Origin of the sequence: Rhizobium cerradonense (genome assembly GCF_030182455.1) — a bacterium.
GTDB lineage: Bacteria > Pseudomonadota > Alphaproteobacteria > Rhizobiales > Rhizobiaceae > Rhizobium.
On record NZ_JAQJCK010000006.1, the window covers coordinates 85,300 to 102,219 of the forward strand.

Genomic DNA, 16,920 nt, shown 5'->3' on the forward strand with positions numbered 1-16,920 from the left:
CTGATCGAACAGGGCATGGCCGGCAACGACATCGGTCAGCTCGTCGCCGGACTATGCCGGCGGCTGATCGCAGACGGCTTGCCGATATGGCAGGCGAGCATCGCAATGCCTTCCATCCATCCGGTTTACCGTGGAGTTTCGGCGAGATTTACCAGAGGTGCGGAGGCCGTCACTGAGAATGCCGAATATGAGAGCGTCAGTGAGGAGAGCTTCACGCATACGCCGATCTTTTATCTGCTGGAAAACGGCCTGCTCTTCGGCAGATGGCAAATCGCGCGGGGAGACGGTGTTGATCTCTACCCTGACTTGGCCGAGCTCCAGCAAAAAGGCGGGACCGACCACGTCGTCAACCTTGTGTCCTTTCCGACAGAAGTTGCTCTGCGCGGCATGGCCCTCTCCGTGACCACCGATTGTCCCACCGGCTTCTCCGATGCACATCTTGAAACTTTGAAGGCGCTGCTGCCAAGCCTCGGACTGGCATGCTACCGCATGGCCGCGACCAAGACGGCGACCGACATGCTGGCCGTCTATACCGGCGCAAGAACGAGCGTGCATATCCTGGGCGGCGAGACGCAAAGGGGCGCTGGCGGCGCGCTTTACGCCGCAATCCTCTTGGCTGATCTCAGCAACTTCACCGCCCTGACGGAATCGCATTCGCGCGACGAGATCGTCGCCATGCTCAACCAACGTTTCGAACTGGTCGGGCGGAATGTCGAGGAACACAATGGCGAGATCCTGAAGTTCATGGGAGACAGCGTCCTTGCGATCTTCCCGGCCGATATCGATTGCCCGAAGGAAGCCTGCCGGAACGCTGTCGCGTCCGCCCGGCACATGCTTATGGCGAATGCCGCTCTGAACAATGACGATCTCCGCCGATCCGGCCCGCCTGTCGACATCGATATCGTCTTGCATCTCGGCGAGGTTTTTTACGGCAATATCGGAGCGCGTGGACGGCTGGATTTCACGGTGATTGGGCCAGCGGTCAATGAGACATCCAGGCTCGAAAAACTCTGCGATGAACTGCAGGAACATCTCCTACTGTCCGAAAGCTTCGCAACTGCCTGCGGCCTTGCATGCGATCAATTGGGAGACTTCAAGTTGCGCGGGGTTTCAAAACCCGCGGGCGTGTTCAAACTTGCCTGACGAGCGTCACGCATCGCTACCTCGACGGGCGCATGGGAATCGACGTCAATTGGCGAAGTGGACGACGACGCCGGGCTTGACCATGCCGGCCAGTTCCTCGGCGTCCCAGTTGGTAAGGCGCACGCATCCGTGCGACTGCCCCTTGTCGATGAACTCCGGATCGGGCGTTCCATGAATTCCGTATGTGGGCTTGTCGAGATCGATCCATACGCTGCCGACCGGCCCATTCGGGCCCTTGGGTATGGTCAGAATCTTCGTATTCCTGCCCTGCTTGAAGTTGAGTTTCGGATTGTACCGATAGACCGGCATCCTTGCGACGCCCTTTACCTTATGGGTCCCTGACGGCGAAGGATTATCCTGGCTGCCGATGGTCGCTGGATAGACCGCAAGCAGCGCGCCGCTTTGATCATAGGCCAGGACTTGGCTGGTCTTTTTGTTGATCTCGATGCGCTTGACGCGGCCTTCCCTTGGCGAACCCGGCGCCATGACCAAAACCGTCTTGCCAGGAGCAAAGTCCGAGCCCGGATTGAGCTTGTTCAGCAGGTCGATATCCATATGGAACCGCTCCGACAGCCGCTCCGCCACGCTGGTATACCCCATGCTCTCCATCTTCGCTTTTTCACCGTAGTCATCGGGAATGTGGTCGACAAGTCCAGTGGCATCCTCTGGCGTGACGAGATAACTTTGGGTGATCGATGCGTCGGTCTCAAGACGTGCGATCACGTCGGGATCAAGCTTTCCGTCGATGGGAAGATGGTTCATCGCCTCGAAGCCCGCTATGGCGTGGCTGACATTCTTTCCATAGAAGCCGTCGATCACGCCGGGAGACGACCCCGCTCGGTCGAGCAGCACCTGGAGGCGGATGATCGCGGGATCCGGCTCCTTGGACGCCTTGGCGGTATGCTTTGGCGCGACAGAGGTAAGGGACGCTGTGTTGATCGTTTCAGGACCGAGGGCTTGCACGGCTGCGCCGCCGAATGAAGGCGTGAGCGTGAGAACGGCGATCACAGCATAGACTTTCATGGAACATCAAATGGTCAGAAGCGGATCTTGTTCCAACCGCATGCCGCAGCGTGCCCCGAAGGCTTCGGTTGCGCCGATCTTCGGCGTCACGGCAGCAAACCTCCCGTTACTTACACCCATCAGAATTTCTAATTGAGATTGCATCCGGAAGGTGGTCCTATGCGGTCCGCGTAGCTGACTCCCTCGCCCTCCTTCCGATTTTTGACCCGAGTGGCCCATGTCGATTTCAGATGCGATCTACCGTCCCTTCGAAAAACTGATCCGGCCGCTCGACATCCCCTACCGGCCTCTGCCCTCCAAAGGGCCTGTGGCCGTGCTTCCGCATTTCATCTCGATGTTCCGCGGGGTTCTGATCGGCCTGGCGCTCGCCTCCATAGCGGTCGAGGCTATCAACCTGACGATTGTCTGGGGGCTTTCGGTCATCGTTGACGGTGTGACGCATATGGGCGCTGTCGCGTTTCTGCACGGCGAATGGCCACTGCTTACCGTCCTCGGCCTGCTCATCTTTCCGGGCATGCCTGTCGCTTCCTTCCTTTTGAACACGCTTAACTCGCATACGCTCAATGTCGCCATGCCTGCCGCCATTCAATGGCAGGGTCACAAGGCGGTGGAGCGGCAGGATCTTGCCTTTTTTCACGACCTTTTTGCCGGCCAGGTCGCCTCGCGACTGTCGCAGGTGGCGTCGGCGGTCCAGCAGCAGATCATTGCCGCCTTCCAAACGGTGCCGCGCTTCCTTTTTCAAATGGTCGGCTCGACGATCTTGCTGAGTGCCCTGTCCTGGCAGCTCGCGCTACCGGTCCTCATATGGATTGCACTGAACGTTGTGTTCGCTGTCAGACTGGTGCCAACCTTTGCGGAACGCTCGCGTCGATCGGCCAAGCAGCGTAGCCTCGTCTCCGGCGCCATCACCGATCTCTACAGCAACATGCAGATGATCAAACAGTTCGCGGCCGAAGACAGTGAGGCTGGCGCCATCCGCCGCATCCTTCAAAAGGCCGTCTGGATGCAACACAAGGAACAACGCATCTACCGAACAGCGGAACTCACCGTTGTGGCACTCAACATGGCCCTCTGGTTGACCATGATTTCGATCGGTTTTTCCGGCCTCGTCAACGGCTTTCTAACGGTCGGGCAGTTCGTCGCGGCGGTCTACATCCTCCAACGGCTGTCCGGGCATACCTTCACCTTTTTGCAGATGGGCCAGCAGATCTTCCAGGCGATAGGCACCATCAAGGACGCCATGCCGGTGATGACGACGCCGCCGACCATAATCGATCGACCAGACGCTACCGAGCTGAACGTCAGCCGCGGGGAAATCCGTTTCGAAGACGTTCGCTTCGCGTATAAGTCCGGCAAGCAAGTGATCAATGAGCTGTCGCTGACGGTCCGGGCCGGCGAGAAGGTTGGCCTGGTCGGCCTTTCCGGAGCCGGCAAGACGACGCTCGTAAGTCTACTATTGCGCTTCTACGACATCGCGGACGGTACGATCCTGATCGACGGACAGGACACCCGCATGGTGACGCAGGCAAGCCTTCGCCGCAACATCGGGGTCATCGCGCAGGACGTCGCGCTGCTGCATCGTTCGGTCGGCGACAATATCCGTTACGGCCGGCCGGAGGCGACGCAGGACGAGATTGAACACGTCGCAACGATGGCAAGTGCCGATGCCTTCATTGCCGATCTCGCCGACGGCGAAGGCCGCAAGGGTTACGATGCCTTCGTCGGCGACCGCGGCATCAAGCTTTCTGGCGGCCAGCGCCAACGTGTCGCCATCGCGCGCGTTCTGCTGAAGGACGCGCCGATCCTGGTGCTGGATGAGGCGACCTCCGCCCTCGATAGCGAATCCGAAGCCGCCATCCAGGAAAAGCTCAACCTGGTGATGGAGGGAAAGACGGTGATCGCCATCGCACACCGCCTCTCAACCATTGCTAGGATGGATCGCATCGTCGTGCTCGATCAGGGAAGCATCATAGAAGAAGGCAGGCCGGACGAACTGGTCGCACAGGACGGGCTGTTTGCCCGTTTGTGGAAACGCCAGACCGGCGGCTTTATTCCTGACGACATCAATTGATCCTTGTCGGGATCGCTTACGTCGGAAACGCCGGACCGTTTGGATTCCAAAGCGGACATCTTAGGCGCGTAAAATGCCTCATGTGGGCTGGAGAAACACGGTTCGCCTCTTATTTCAGCTCTCAGCGGGAATGAAAAACGAACAGCGAAAGGAGTTACGCAATGGCAACGGCAAAGAACACGATCTGCCTTTGGTACGACAAAGACGCGGAGGCTGCCGCCCGCTTCTATGCTGAGACTTTTCCCGACAGTTCAGTGGGTGCCATCATTCGTGCCCCTGGAAACTATCCGGAGGGTAAGCAGGGAGACGTCCTGGTGGTTGAATTCACCGTTGCGGGTGTCCCTTGCATCGGCCTGAACGGCGGCTCCACGTTCAAACACAACGAAGCCTTCTCATTTCAGATCGCAACGGACGATCAGGAAGAAACCGACCGCTATTGGAACGCCATCGTCGGCAATGGCGGCCAGGAAAGTGAGTGTGGCTGGTGCAAAGACAAGTGGGGAGTGTCCTGGCAGATCACGCCGCGCGTCTTGATGGAAGCGCTCGTGATAGGCGGTGATGAAGCAAAGCGTGCTTTCGATGCGATGATGACCATGAAGAAGATCGACGTCGCAGCGATCGAGGCGGCGCGGCGCGGCTGACACACCGGCGCACCGAGCGAGATTTTGCTGGAGCTTCCACCCCTGATCAAACAGCGGACTTGCCTGCGGCAGCATTCCGAAAAAATTTTCAGCTCGGACAAAAAAATGCAGAAATCGGCGTTACGGTGACATTCCGGGCGCAAGGAGCGTTTCGGAGGAGATTAGAGGAAGACATTATGAAAAAGTTACTTGTCATTGCCCTGACTTCCACAGCAGCGTTAACACTAACCGCACTCGTTTCTACGGCCAACGCAGCTCAAGGATGCGGCGCGGGGTATCATCGAGGCCCCTATGGCCATTGCCGTCCGAACGTCGCGACCGGCGGCACGGTTGTTGTCGTGCCCCCCGGAGGCCCGAGGGTCGGTGTTTATTACCATGGACGCGGCTACTGGGATGGCCGCCGTTATTGGGTGCATCGTGAGCGCTGGCACGGTGGCTGGCGCTACTATTGATCGAAACTTTGCTGGGTCGGTCAATCGACCGGCCCAGCCGCTCACACGGAGCGGCTTGAGCGGGATTGCCCCAGAAGCGGGCGACCGCATGTCTTAGCAAAACGCCAAATCGATAGCGTTCAGCCAGAGCCCGCACCGGGGCTTGACATTAGGCTTCATCGAGTGCTTGGCCCAGATCGGCGATGAGATCGTCGGGATGCTCGATGCCGATCGAAAGGCGGATGGTCGATTCCAATACGCCGATGCGTTGGCGCACGTCGGCCGGCACGCCCGAATGCGTCATCGTCGCAGGATGGGAAGCCAGCGATTCCGTTCCGCCGAGGCTGACCGCGAGTTTGAAGACCTGCAACGCGTTCAGAAACCGGAACGAGGCAGGCTGACCGCCCTTGATATCGAAGGAGAACGTCGAGCCGGCGCCGCTGCACTGGGCTGCGAACGTGCGGCCTGTGGCCGAGCTCGCATCGGCATAGGCCAAGTAGTGAATCTGCTCGACCTTTGCATGGTTCCGCAGGAAGTCCGCCACGGCCATTGCATTGCTATTTGCGCGTTCCATGCGGATCTGCAGCGTCTCCAAAGATCGCCCCAGCATCCAGCACGAATGGGGATCGAGCTGGGTGCCGATCGAACCCCTGAGCGCCTTTACTTGGGCGATGATCGCTTTCCTGCCGAGTACGGCGCCCGCAATGAGGTCGGAATGGCCTCCGACATACTTCGTCAGCGAGTAAAGCGAGAGGTCCGCACCATGTTCGATCGGACGCTGGAAGACCGGCCCGAGAAGCGTGTTGTCGCACACGACGATCGGTTTGTGCCCCTGCTTCTCACCGATCGCGTCCGCGATACGTCGGATCATTGCGACATCGACGAGGCTGTTGGTCGGATTGGCCGGCGTCTCGATCAGAATAATGGAAACGCGTCCCTTGGCCATCGCTTGCTCCGCGGCAGCCCTGATGGAAACTTCCTCGACACCGTCAGCGAATCCGACGGCTGAGACGCCAAGGTTGAAAAACGTCTTGGCGAGCAAGGTTTCCGTACCGCCGTAGAGAGGCTGCGAATGGAGAATGGCGTCACCCGGACGGACGAATGTAAGCAGAGTGGTGGAGATGGCCGACATGCCGGAAGAGAACACCGCGCCGCTTTCCGTGCCTTCATAAACCGCGAGACGATCCTCGACGATCTCGCTGTTGGGATGATTGAAGCGCGAGTAGACGAGGCCCGCGCCCTTTCCTTCCGGCGGCACCTTCCGACCTGAAACATAGTCGAAGAAGTCGCGGCCGTCCTCGGCGGACTGGAAAACGAAGGTCGACGTCAGGAAGACAGGCGGCTTCACGGCCCCCTCGGAGAGTTCGGGATCATAGCCGTAGTTGAGCATCAGGGTTTCCGGATGCAGAATCTGGTTTCCGACACGGGTTTTCGACGGGTGCGGCGCAGTCATGGGGTGCCTCCTTGATCAAGGTCACAGGCTCGGATCGTCGTCCGAGCGAACAACCAGTGGATATTTGGAGCGGCGACGCGCAGTGAAAAGAGCCGCACCTCTACGCCAAGAGGATGACGTGGCACGGGAATATCAGTCGGATGTCGAATGGCGAAGTTTCAGCTCGCCCTCAGATCCTTTTCAGATCTTGTGGAACACCGATTTGTGACATGCTCAAAAGAGTCGGGTAGGATGCACTGACATTCTCGCTCAAGGGGGAACTGGCATGACGGATCGCAAAATTTCAGCAAAATTGCTGGCAGTAGCTGCTCTGGTGTTCGCGAGCCAAGGACTTGCCTTCGCGCAGATGCCGCAACAACAACCCGATGCGAAGGCCTTCAAATTGGGCAAGCTCGACATCGTCGCCCTGCACGACGCCCAGTTTGTCCAACCGAATGACGGGAAGATATTTGGTCTCGACCATAGCCCAACCGAGGTCGCGGATTTGCTGAAAGCGGCGGGTGCACCGACCGATACGGTCACGCTTAGCGTCGACACCCTGCTGGTCAAATCGGACAAGCACCTCATCCTGATCGATACCGGTGTCGGAGGCGCACTTCAGGGCAGCCTGGCAAAAGCCGGTTATCACGCGGATGCAGTCGACGAAATCCTGATTACCCATTCTCATCCGGATCACGTTGGCGGACTGGTTCACGATGGAAAACTTGCTTTTCCAAAGGCCACCATCCGCATGTCGGAAGCGGAGTGGTCCTATGCCAAGGCCAATGAAAAACTGGCCGACGTGGTTAAGGTCATCGCGGACCATGTGAAGACGTTCAAACCTGGCGGTGAGGTTCTCCCCGGTATCGCATCCGTGGCCATGAGCGGGCACACTCCGGGCCATGTCGGCTACCAGATCACCTCGGGAAAGGAGAGGCTGTTCGATATTGGCGACACCGTTCACAGCTCCATCATTTCGCTCGCCAAGCCAACTTGGGCGATATCGTTCGACGGTGACAAGCCGGAAGCGGAGCAGAACCGTGTGAAAACGCTGAACACGCTAGCCAAGAGTCATGAGAGGATTTTCGCGCCGCATTTTCCGTTCCCTGGCGTGGGATATATCACGGCGGAAGGCGACCATTTCAAATGGACTGCGGATGACAAGTCCGAATAGGACTATGTTCGGAGGCTGCTGAAGCATCGATTGACGATCCTGTTGGTTCGCCGGACCGTCTCTGCTGATCGGCGGCAGAAAGCCCTTGATTGACTCGTCTTATGCTTGATGCCGTGCCCTGCTGATGATTAAGTCAATGACGACGTGGGGTGAATTTCCGCAGCTCGTCTCATGACTGTCCGAAGCCCCGGGAAAGAATACGAGCACGTGACGACCAGCATCAGACATATCGCCAAACTCGCCGGAACATCGGTCTCGTCAGTATCGCGCGTGCTCAACAATAGCGGTTATGCCTCGCCCGAGCTCAGGGAGCGTGTGGAGGCGGCCATTCGCGCGCTGAACTATACGCCGAGCAAGGGCGCGCGCATGCTGCGGGGAGCGCCGAGCCGGATGATCGGGCTGATGCTGCCGTCGATCGACGTGCCGTTCTTCGGCATCCTGGCCCATACGATCGAACAGGAATTATTCCAACGCGGCTACCAGACGCTGATCTGCAGCACAGCGGAGAACATGGATCACGAGGCGCGCTACATGTCCATGCTGCTTGCCCAGCGCGTCGATGGCGTCATCGTAGCAAGTGCCTTTGGCAGCATCGAGCACTTCGAGACCCTGCGGGATGCCCATATTCCGATCGTCGCTATCGATCGCGAGCTGAGCGGCATCGCCGACGACGCAATCATGGCCGATCATGAGGAAGGCGGCCGCCTGATGGCGCGTCACCTGATCGACCTCGGCCACCGGTCGATCGGCATCGTCGGCGCGCCGGCCCATAGCCAGCCAGTTCAGCTTCGCCTCCGGGGTATTTCGGAGGAAATGGCGAAACACAGGATCGCGCCGGCCGCCGTGACGATGGCCGAGGAACACAGCTTCGCGGCAACCTACCCACTGGCGCGGGATCTGCTGACGGCGCACCCGGAGATCACGGCGATCATCGGCACGACCGATATTTCGGCGATTGCGGCAATCCACGCCGTTCTGGATCGTGGTTGTTCCGTGCCAGGCGATTATTCGGTAATCGGTTTCGACGACCTGCCGGAGGCAGCCTACATCTTTCCCCGGCTGACGACCGTCGCACAGCCGATCCGCGATGTCGGGCAGCGGGCGGCACAGCGCCTGGAAACGCTGATCGCGGAACACCACGCGGGGCACGAACCGCGCGCGGGTGCTGTCGTGAAAGTGCCGGTCACCCTAATCCATAGGGACTCGACCGGCCCCGCCCGCGGCTGAGGCGGAATGGTCACGGCATGATCCAAGCTAGGGTCGGACAATGACCTTGATCTCGCCCGGCAATGGCGCGCTACCCACCACCTCCGCGACCTCTTCGAGACCTATGGTCTTGGTCACCAGTATATCCAGCTCCAACGCCCCGCTCGCGACCAATGCGGCCGCCCGCGAATGGGTGAACGGATTGAGATAGGCCGGCCTTATATCGACTTCGTTGACGAGCAGATCGAACGGCAGGACAGGCACCTCGACCCCTCTAGGCGTTACTCCGAAAAGCACGAAGTTACCGCCGCGCCGCGCCATCCGCAGACCGGTCTGCAAGGTCTCGGGGACGCCTGCGCACTCGATGACGACATCCGCGCCGCCATGGGTGACGTCTCGAACGGCGGCGACCGCGTCCGAAGCTGTCGGGTCGAATGCATGCGTCGCGCCCAATTGCAGCGCAGTCTGCCGTCTCGAGAGCTGCCGCGTGATCAAAATCACCTGGCTTGCTCCAGCCAAGCGGGCCAATTGCACCATGAGCAGGCCGATGACGCCTCCGCCCAAGATAGCGACGCTCTCGCCCGCACGGATCTCGGCCTTGTCGATGGCATGAAGGCAGCAGGCAAGCGGCTCGCAGAAAGCGCCGTGCACGGGATTGAGATCGGCAGGCAGCGTGAATGCCTGACGGTACGGCACCGCCACATATTCGGCAAAACCACCATCTCGCGTCACGCCGATCGCGGTCAAACCCTCGCACAGGTTCACCCGCCCGCGCGCGCAGGCATGACAACGGCCGCAGGCGATATTCGGGTCTGCGGTCACCAGCTCACCGCCGGTAAAACCGATGACCTCCTCGCCGACCACTTCGACGATGCCGCAGAATTCATGGCCCATCGTGACCGGAATCGCTGTCGGATACTCGCCCTTGTACATGTGGCGATCAGAGCCGCAGATGCCGGCGGCAAGGACCCTGACGAGTAATTCGCCCGGCCGCGCAACTGGTTTCTCGACGCTGCGCATGGTCATGGATGCGATCGACTCCAAGCGGACGGCTTTCATTCCTCTCCTCCTCGCTGATGATCCCACATTGCAAGAATGGCGCACCCGGCACCGGTCCGGCGCGCACTGCCTAAATGATCAGCTCATGACGTTGCCGCCATCGACATTGTAGCACTGCGCGACGATGTATGCCGCATCCGGCCCGGCCAGAAAGGCAGCCATGGCCGCCTGTTCTTCCGCCGCCCCAAATCGTCCGGCGGGAACGGCGGCGGCCACACGGCGCTTCACCTCGCCGGGCTGCAATCCTTCGCGACTCCCAAGTTTCGCATCGACGACGTCCCACATCGGCGTATCGACCACGCCGGGGGCGATGGCGTTCACATTGATCCCGTATGGGATCAGTTCCAGAGCGCAGCTTTGGGTGATGCTGATGACGGCCGCTTTGGAGGCGCAGTAAGCGACGGCCGGTCCCTCGCCGCGGCGGCCGGCCTGAGACGAGAAATTGATGATGCGCCCGCCTTCGCCTCTCTCCACCATATGCCGGGCAACCGCCTGCGTCATGAAAATCACGCCTTCGATATTGACCTGGAAAACCCTGGCGGTGCGCTCGCGCGATATCTCCAGGATGGATTGGACATCGTAGATGCCTGCGGCGTTCACCAGTATGTCTATCCTGCCGGCGGTCTTTATCGAAAAGTCCACCGCGGCGTCGATGCTCTCCTGGCTGGTCACGTCGAGCGCCACGCCCCAGCTATCGGGGCCGATCGCCTTCGCGACCCCCGCGCATCGTTCACCATCCAGATCGGCCACGACGACCTTCGCGCCTTCCGCTGCAAAGCGTTCGCAAACGGCCTTGCCGATACCGCTCGCGCCTCCCGTGACCAATGCCACCTTTCCGGACAGTCGAGATGTCTGCACCAAGGTCATCGTGTCAACTCCTCGTTCGCCGCTGCTGTTGCGCTTGGCTTCATGCCTGCTTCCTCCTTGCTTGGTCCCGATGCGAGTTCAACAGGTTAATCGGATACCGGATTCATCTCCTCCATATCCTCCAGAAGAACCCTCATGCTGGGGATGCCATCGGTGGCCGTCGCGCCCGCAAGGCAACGCGCAGCCGCAGCGTGGGCGACGGCGCAGATACGCTCGACAGGCCAGTTTTCATGCAGGCCGTAGAGCACGGCAGCGCAGAAAGCGTCTCCCGCGCCGACGGTGCTGACGATATCGTGCGGATCGACGGGCCGCGAGCGCGTTACGACCGGTAAAGTGTCCGGCGCAAACCAGAAACAGATTTCCGGCGCATGGATGACGACACCTTTGGTGACGCCGGCAGCCAGCAGGCGCTTGCCTGCGCTTAAAAGCCCAGCCTCACTCAGATCTCCCTTTTCATCGCGAACGGTAACGCCAGTTGCCCGACCCGCCTCCATCTCGTTGATGATCAGAAAATCGCAGAAAGGCAGAGCGACGCCCACCTTGGCGGCGAATTCCGGATCTTCGCTCGACACGAAATCCACACAGGTCGTGAGCCCCGCGCTGCGAGCGGCTTCCAGCAGGCGTGATGCCCCCGAACGACCGTCTGGGCCGATCTGGTCGAGCCCGGGCAATAGCATCAGATAGCCGAGATAGAACAGCCGATAGCCGGCGTTAGCAAAGGTCGCAGACGAGATGAGCGTATCTGTGAGCGCATCGTTGGCGCCGCCATGATAGAAGAAGGTGCGGTTCTGACCCGGCACGTTCATGACATGCGTGTGAGCCGTCACCCGATCTGCGAGCGCCAGAAGTCCCTCGACATTGATGCCGGCATTCGCAAGGCGGGCCTTGACGATCTCTCCGTCCTGATCAGCACCGATGCATCCCGCCGCCGCCAGCCTTCCGGAAAACCCGAGCGAGGCGAGGTCGGTGACGACATTGGCCGCCCCACCGCCGACACCCAAATCCTGATGCACGATGTAGGCAAGATTACCCTGTTCGGGCCAATAAGACAGGGTGTGGACGCGATCGACGATGAAGTTTCCCGCGCAGACGATGCCGCCCTGCTGACTGTCGCCACCGTGAGCCTCCTCCCCCGATCGCATCAGCCTCCTCCCTCGTTCCACAGGGGCCTGAGCGGCGGCTCATCTTCCTCGATCGCGGCAAAGCGCCCGATCGGCTCAAGAAAGAAGTTGTCGCTATGGTCGTCGTTGACCTGGCTGACCTCGCCGACAAGCACAGGCCCGCCCCCTTTCCTGCCGTAAAAGCGATGATAAAGCCCGGTGCGGATCGTCACGCTCTGGCCGGACGCAAGAACCAACGGTTCCCATGCGGCGAGCCGGCGCGGCAGCCCATCCACCGGAACCATCACATCATCCTGCAGCGCATTGCCATCAGCATCGGCAGCGGCGAATTTGATGACGAGATCGCCGCCAGCGCGATTGATGATGTCTTCCATCTTCGCCGCGTGCCGATGCGTCGGCGTCACCTGACCCTCCTCGACGAAAAGCAGCTTTTCGGCATAGGTGCGCTCGCCCTCGGCACCAACAATGCCGTTGCGCAGGCAGAACAACACGAGACCGCATTCGGCGAAGCGGTTGGAGCCGAAATCGGTGACATCCCAACCAAGCTGATGGGCGCGCAGATAGGCCGATGCCTCCGGATGGGAGGCAAATTCCGACGCCGACCAAAAGCCCCACTCCGGCAGAGACCAATGCCAGCGTTCAAGGGTCTCGCTTGCGCGCCGCAGCGCGGCGTTGATTTCGGAGCGCTTCATCAGACTGCCGCTCCGTCATAGTTGACCGAAACGACGGCATCCTCGCGGCCGGATTTGAGAGCGGCCGTCAGCACCGCATGATGTGCCTGCGCCTCCGCCGGCGTGGCGCAGCCAAAACCGTTGGCATTTCCTCCGGCAAGCTCATCGACGAAGGCCGCCCACATCTGCTGTATGGCATCGGCAAAGCCGAATTCGAAGATTTTGCCGGTGATTGCCGGAAACAGCGAACCATATCCGAGATCCTCGGTGCTCCAGGCCTGCGCGCCGCCATTATAATCCATCCACTGCCACTGGCGCGGCGACTTTGTGCTGAAGAATGCGCTCTTCCTCATGCCGAGAATGCGAATGTACCAGGTATTCGATTCACCCGGCGCTATGCGCCAGGTTTTCAACACCATGGGGAAATCCTGATCCCCGGTGCGCACGCGGGAGCTGATCGTGGCATTGTCCCAGGTAGTGCAAGGCAGCATCCCGCCCTTGCCGTCGGGACGTTCGGTGACCTTCTTGACCAATTGCGCATGCAGGGTTTGCGGACGCCAGCCAAGGCGCAGCGGCACATGCAGCACATGCATGCCGAGATCGCCCATGCAGCCGTAATCACCGTTGATATCCGCCATGCGCTTCCAGTTGATCGGCTTCTGCCGGTCGATATCCGAGGAATGCAGGAAGCCCGCCTCGACTTCGAGGATATCCCCCATCTCACCGCTTTTAGCGAGCGCGATGACCTTCTGTGCGCCGGGGAAGAAAGGCATTTCCGACGAGCAGCGGACCAGGAGTTCGGGATGCTCGGCGAGAACCGCCATGATCGCTCGGTTCTGGGCGGCATCCATGCCGAACGGCTTTTCGCCGAGAAGATGCTTTCCGGCCTTCAGGACATCGATATAGAAGTCCTGGTGCAGCACATGCGGGACGGCGCAATAGACCGCATCGACTTCGGGATTGGCCAGAAGCTCCTTATAGTCGGCGGTGAATTGCCGAACCGTCGGCACATTGTCCCTGAACCAGTCGAGCAGCGTCGTATTGGTGTCGCAGACGGCGATGATTTCTGGCCGCGCCTTCATATCGGCCAAATGCAGCCAGCGCGCCGCAGCGCTCGCGAACTCGCGCCCCATCAGACCACAGCCGATGACGCCGAAGCGGAATATTTTTGTCATGCCTCCTCCTCCCAAGATGCGTCAGGCGAGATGCCGGGAGGCATCTTCGACCGAAGCCCCGTCATGGACGATCGCCATCAGCGCCCGTGTCATGCCTGCGGGGTTGTTGTGCTGAATGACGTTGCGGCCATAGACGATGCCCCGGGCGCCCTGTTCCATCAACTGCTTTGTCCGGGTCAGGATTTCCTGATCCGAAACGCGGCCGCCGCCGCGCACCAGCACCGGAAGACCCTGAGCGATTTCGACGACGCGATGATATTCCGCGACATTGTCGCATGGGTCGGCCTTGATGATGTCAGCGCCGAGTTCGGCTGCCTGACGCACCAGCGGCAGGATCTTGTCGATCGCGCCGTCGACCATGTAGGCACCCTTTGAATTGTCCTGCATGACCAGCGGTTCGACCATCAGCGGCATGCCGTAGATCTCGCATTCACGCTTCAGACTATTCACGTTGCGCACGCAGGCACGATAGACTTCGGGCTGGTCCGGCAGCATCAGAAGATTGACGACGACGCAGGCGGCATCCAGCGCCACGGCCTGCTCGACGCCCCGGTCGATCATTTCGGAAAACAGCGTCGAAGGCAGCGGATTGCCGTAGATATTGGCAATGTCAGTGCGCAGCACCAATGCTGGGCGCTGCTTGCCGGGGATTGCCTGCAGCAGAGGCGCCGTGCCGGGCGGAAGCTGAATGGCATCGGGCGCGGCATCGGCGATCACCTTGATGGCCGTCTTCATGTCCTCGATCCCAGCGAGAAAAGTCCGCTCGTTGAACATGCCGTGATCGATGGCGACGTCGAAGCAATTTCCAGACACGCCAAAAAGGCGGTTGAGCCGCGCGGATTTCATTCGCTTCCTCCCATATGGTAACGTTTCCATACGGGAGGATATGCGGGTCAGGACTGCGAGTCAATAAATGTGGTATCGTTTCCATATATCGTTATGCATTGAACGGCTGGCAATCCCTACCAATTCAATCAAAGCAAGGGACTGAGCCGCGTTATCGCGGCAAAGCGCTCCCAGTCTTTCTGAGGCTTGGGAGTCCAGGCCGCTTCCGCAATCGCATTCAAACGAGGAAAGACGAGATGGTTGAAATAGGCCTTGGAGATGAAATTCTCACTCCAGATGCAGGCCTGAATGCCTTTGAGCTTATGTTTAAGCTCATCCGGGAAATCGCCTTCCGCCTCATAGGTGTAGGTATAATGAAGAGGCACGGTGCCCGCCCAGCTCGCGCCGGGCTCCTGCCAATCCTCGGCCTGGACCATGTCCAGATAATAGGCTTGGCCGGGCGTGATCACCACGTCATAGCCTTCATGGGCAAGCTCGATGCCGACCTTCTGGTTCTCCCATGCCATGAGCAGCGTGTTTTCCGCATTGACGCCGCCGCCATGGGCGACCTCGTTCCAGCCGGCGAGCTTTCGGCCGCGCGCATCGAGCATCGCCTTGACCTTGCCCAGAAAATAGGACTGGAGGCCGAACGTTCCTTCTATGCCTTCCTGATCCATCAATTTGCGGCAGAGCGGCGAAGCGAGCCATGAGCCATTAGCGACCTCGTCGCCGCCAACATGGACGTAGTCGGAGGGAAAAAGCTCGATCAGTTCGTCGAAGACTTTGCCGAGAAACTCATATGTGGCGGGAATTGCCGGGTTAAGCGCATTGTTGGGATAGCCTTGAACCGAGCGGTAGCTGTCGGGCGCCTCCTGGCCATCGGCCAGTTCGGGAATGGACATGAGGGCTGCCGTGCAATGGCCCGGAATATCGATTTCCGGGATGATCTCGATATGGAGCGCAGCGGCATGCGCAACGATCTCCCGGACGGTCTCCTGCGAATAGTGCCCCTCGCGAACCTCGGCGCCATCGCCCAGTTGCGGCACCAGGATTTCATTCGGGCCGCGCCGCGCGCCGATCGTGGTCAGCGCCGGATAGGCCTTGATCTCGATGCGCCAGGCCTCGTCGTCGGTCAGGTGCCAATGGAAGATATTGAGCTTGTTCCAGGCCAGGATATCGAGAAGGCGGGAGATATCGGCCGCGGGATAGAATTGCCTGGAGACATCGAGATGGCAGCCGCGCCAGGCATAGCGCGGCTGGTCGGAAATTCGCCCGGCGACCGGAAATTTGAATCTTGCAGGCTCGGTCCGGGCGCCATGCAGCATCTGCGCAAGCGTGGTCAGCCCATATTGCAGGCCGGCTGCATCCCAGCTTGTCAGGCGGATGCCGCCCGGCGAGAAATCAAGCGCGTAGCCTTCCTTGGAAAGCGATGACGACGCGAATATCACCGGCACGCCGCCTTCGACGGCGGTGAGGCTGAAGGGCACGTTCGCGGCGGGAAAGAGCCGCTGGAAAAGCCGGAGCACGGCCACCATCGTCTTGCGATGCACAGGTCCGCTCCCCGGTGCGGGATAGAGCGCCACCGGCACCTCACCGCCTGCCGTCAGACGGCATTCGGCTGGCCAGGGCAAGAGCGAGAAAGGCTGGTCGAGCCGTCCTTCCGGAAGAAGCGCCGGTGCGGCCGTGCTCTTTCGGCCTTTGAGCATCAGATCGCCGAATGTGACCGGCAGGGCGCGTCCATCGCTCAAGGTCATATAGGCGGATTTCACACCGTCGGTGCAATGTTTCGCCGGACGGGTCAGGCCGGACACACGAAAGGTCCATTGCTCGCCCGGTGCGAGCGCAAGCTCGGCCGGCGGCGCATATTCGTGAAAATTGGCATTGCGGCGCAGCAGCGTCGCGCCCTGACACACATGAGTGTCGGCCGTGCGGGTGAGCGACGTATAGGCAAGGCGGAAACCGGTGAGGGTCTCATCGGTAAAATTGAAGAGCGTGAATTCGAAACGGCCGGTCGTGCCTTCGATAGGTTCCCAGCAGGCTTCGAGATGACATGGTGCTGACGTCATGGTGGTGCTTTCAGA

General features: G+C 60.1%; 15 protein-coding genes. 6 read left to right on the forward strand and 9 right to left on the reverse strand.

Annotated elements, in window-relative coordinates; translation table 11 throughout:
- Positions 1–15: 15 nt before the first annotated feature.
- On the forward strand, positions 16–1,143 hold the full coding sequence (locus PH547_RS15645) for an adenylate/guanylate cyclase domain-containing protein (protein WP_104826237.1): 1,128 nt from the start codon (positions 16–18) through the stop codon (positions 1,141–1,143).
- A gap of 45 nt (positions 1,144–1,188) precedes the next feature.
- Here PH547_RS15645 and PH547_RS15650 read toward each other — a convergent pair whose 3' ends face one another.
- Positions 1,189–2,166: a L,D-transpeptidase family protein gene (locus PH547_RS15650; protein ID WP_260304779.1), complete on the reverse strand. Its 978-nt coding sequence runs from the start codon at positions 2,164–2,166 to the stop codon at positions 1,189–1,191.
- A gap of 217 nt (positions 2,167–2,383) precedes the next feature.
- Here PH547_RS15650 and PH547_RS15655 point away from each other — a divergent pair, with 217 nt between their 5' ends.
- From PH547_RS15655 to PH547_RS33945, 3 genes are all read left to right on the forward strand, one after another.
- Positions 2,384–4,237 (forward strand): ABC transporter ATP-binding protein, encoded by a 1,854-nt coding sequence (locus PH547_RS15655; RefSeq protein ID WP_285168784.1) that lies wholly within the window; start codon positions 2,384–2,386, stop codon positions 4,235–4,237.
- A gap of 161 nt (positions 4,238–4,398) precedes the next feature.
- Positions 4,399–4,878, forward strand: coding sequence for a VOC family protein (locus PH547_RS15660; protein ID WP_260304777.1), 480 nt, complete (start codon positions 4,399–4,401; stop codon positions 4,876–4,878).
- Between the two features lie 176 nt (positions 4,879–5,054).
- Positions 5,055–5,330, forward strand: a complete 276-nt coding sequence (locus tag PH547_RS33945) for a GCG_CRPN prefix-to-repeats domain-containing protein (RefSeq protein WP_104826233.1) — start codon at positions 5,055–5,057, stop codon at positions 5,328–5,330.
- Positions 5,331–5,478: 148 nt separating this feature from the next.
- Here PH547_RS33945 and PH547_RS15665 read toward each other — a convergent pair whose 3' ends face one another.
- Positions 5,479–6,762: a cystathionine gamma-synthase family protein gene (locus PH547_RS15665; RefSeq protein WP_260304776.1), complete on the reverse strand. Its 1,284-nt coding sequence runs from the start codon at positions 6,760–6,762 to the stop codon at positions 5,479–5,481.
- Between the two features lie 265 nt (positions 6,763–7,027).
- Here PH547_RS15665 and PH547_RS15670 point away from each other — a divergent pair, with 265 nt between their 5' ends.
- Both PH547_RS15670 and PH547_RS15675 read left to right on the forward strand, forming a co-directional pair.
- The gene (locus tag PH547_RS15670) at positions 7,028–7,915 is read left to right on the forward strand and encodes an MBL fold metallo-hydrolase (protein WP_260304775.1); all 888 of its coding nucleotides are present in this window, start codon (positions 7,028–7,030) and stop codon (positions 7,913–7,915) included.
- A 207-nt stretch (positions 7,916–8,122) separates the two neighbouring features.
- Positions 8,123–9,142 (forward strand): LacI family DNA-binding transcriptional regulator, encoded by a 1,020-nt coding sequence (locus PH547_RS15675; RefSeq protein WP_260304774.1) that lies wholly within the window; start codon positions 8,123–8,125, stop codon positions 9,140–9,142.
- Between the two features lie 27 nt (positions 9,143–9,169).
- On the opposite strand, the gene PH547_RS15680 is transcribed toward PH547_RS15675, so the two are convergent.
- The 7 genes from PH547_RS15680 to PH547_RS15710 all read right to left on the reverse strand — a co-directional run bounded on the left by PH547_RS15680 (position 9,170) and on the right by PH547_RS15710 (position 16,905).
- A complete protein-coding gene (locus PH547_RS15680) occupies positions 9,170–10,180 on the reverse strand; it encodes a zinc-dependent alcohol dehydrogenase family protein (RefSeq protein WP_260304773.1) in 1,011 nt (336 codons plus the stop codon).
- Between the two features lie 78 nt (positions 10,181–10,258).
- Positions 10,259–11,047 (reverse strand): L-iditol 2-dehydrogenase, encoded by a 789-nt coding sequence (locus PH547_RS15685; protein WP_260304772.1) that lies wholly within the window; start codon positions 11,045–11,047, stop codon positions 10,259–10,261.
- An 86-nt stretch (positions 11,048–11,133) separates the two neighbouring features.
- Positions 11,134–12,189 carry a carbohydrate kinase family protein gene (locus PH547_RS15690; protein ID WP_260304771.1) on the reverse strand — a complete coding sequence of 352 codons (1,056 nt, stop codon included), beginning with the start codon at positions 12,187–12,189 and terminating at the stop codon, positions 11,134–11,136.
- Entirely contained in the window at positions 12,189–12,860 is a 672-nt protein-coding gene (locus tag PH547_RS15695) for a D-lyxose/D-mannose family sugar isomerase (RefSeq protein ID WP_260304770.1), read from the reverse strand. Before PH547_RS15695 ends, PH547_RS15690 begins: the two co-directional genes overlap by 1 nt.
- Entirely contained in the window at positions 12,860–14,014 is a 1,155-nt protein-coding gene (locus PH547_RS15700; protein ID WP_260304769.1) for a Gfo/Idh/MocA family protein, read from the reverse strand. The genes PH547_RS15695 and PH547_RS15700 overlap by 1 nt, the downstream gene beginning before the upstream one ends.
- A gap of 21 nt (positions 14,015–14,035) precedes the next feature.
- Positions 14,036–14,860, reverse strand: a complete 825-nt coding sequence (locus PH547_RS15705; protein WP_285168785.1) for a class I fructose-bisphosphate aldolase — start codon at positions 14,858–14,860, stop codon at positions 14,036–14,038.
- Between the two features lie 128 nt (positions 14,861–14,988).
- A complete protein-coding gene (locus PH547_RS15710) occupies positions 14,989–16,905 on the reverse strand; it encodes a beta-N-acetylhexosaminidase (RefSeq protein ID WP_285168786.1) in 1,917 nt (638 codons plus the stop codon).
- Positions 16,906–16,920 lie beyond the last annotated feature (15 nt).

Excerpts from the sequence above, each read along its gene's own strand:
- PH547_RS15645 (WP_104826237.1), top strand. The coding sequence starts at position 16 with ATGGCCGGCAACGACATCGGTCAGCTCGTCGCCGGACTATGCCGGCGG.
- PH547_RS15650 (WP_260304779.1), bottom strand. The coding sequence starts at position 2,166 with ATGAAAGTCTATGCTGTGATCGCCGTTCTCACGCTCACGCCTTCATTC.
- PH547_RS15655 (WP_285168784.1), top strand. The coding sequence starts at position 2,384 with ATGTCGATTTCAGATGCGATCTACCGTCCCTTCGAAAAACTGATCCGG.
- PH547_RS15660 (WP_260304777.1), top strand. The coding sequence starts at position 4,399 with ATGGCAACGGCAAAGAACACGATCTGCCTTTGGTACGACAAAGACGCG.
- PH547_RS33945 (WP_104826233.1), top strand. The coding sequence starts at position 5,055 with ATGAAAAAGTTACTTGTCATTGCCCTGACTTCCACAGCAGCGTTAACA.
- PH547_RS15665 (WP_260304776.1), bottom strand. The coding sequence starts at position 6,762 with ATGACTGCGCCGCACCCGTCGAAAACCCGTGTCGGAAACCAGATTCTG.
- PH547_RS15670 (WP_260304775.1), top strand. The coding sequence starts at position 7,028 with ATGACGGATCGCAAAATTTCAGCAAAATTGCTGGCAGTAGCTGCTCTG.
- PH547_RS15680 (WP_260304773.1), bottom strand. The coding sequence starts at position 10,180 with ATGAAAGCCGTCCGCTTGGAGTCGATCGCATCCATGACCATGCGCAGC.
- PH547_RS15685 (WP_260304772.1), bottom strand. The coding sequence starts at position 11,047 with ATGACCTTGGTGCAGACATCTCGACTGTCCGGAAAGGTGGCATTGGTC.
- PH547_RS15690 (WP_260304771.1), bottom strand. The coding sequence starts at position 12,189 with ATGCGATCGGGGGAGGAGGCTCACGGTGGCGACAGTCAGCAGGGCGGC.
- PH547_RS15695 (WP_260304770.1), bottom strand. The coding sequence starts at position 12,860 with ATGAAGCGCTCCGAAATCAACGCCGCGCTGCGGCGCGCAAGCGAGACC.
- PH547_RS15700 (WP_260304769.1), bottom strand. The coding sequence starts at position 14,014 with ATGACAAAAATATTCCGCTTCGGCGTCATCGGCTGTGGTCTGATGGGG.
- PH547_RS15705 (WP_285168785.1), bottom strand. The coding sequence starts at position 14,860 with ATGAAATCCGCGCGGCTCAACCGCCTTTTTGGCGTGTCTGGAAATTGC.
- PH547_RS15710 (WP_285168786.1), bottom strand. The coding sequence starts at position 16,905 with ATGACGTCAGCACCATGTCATCTCGAAGCCTGCTGGGAACCTATCGAA.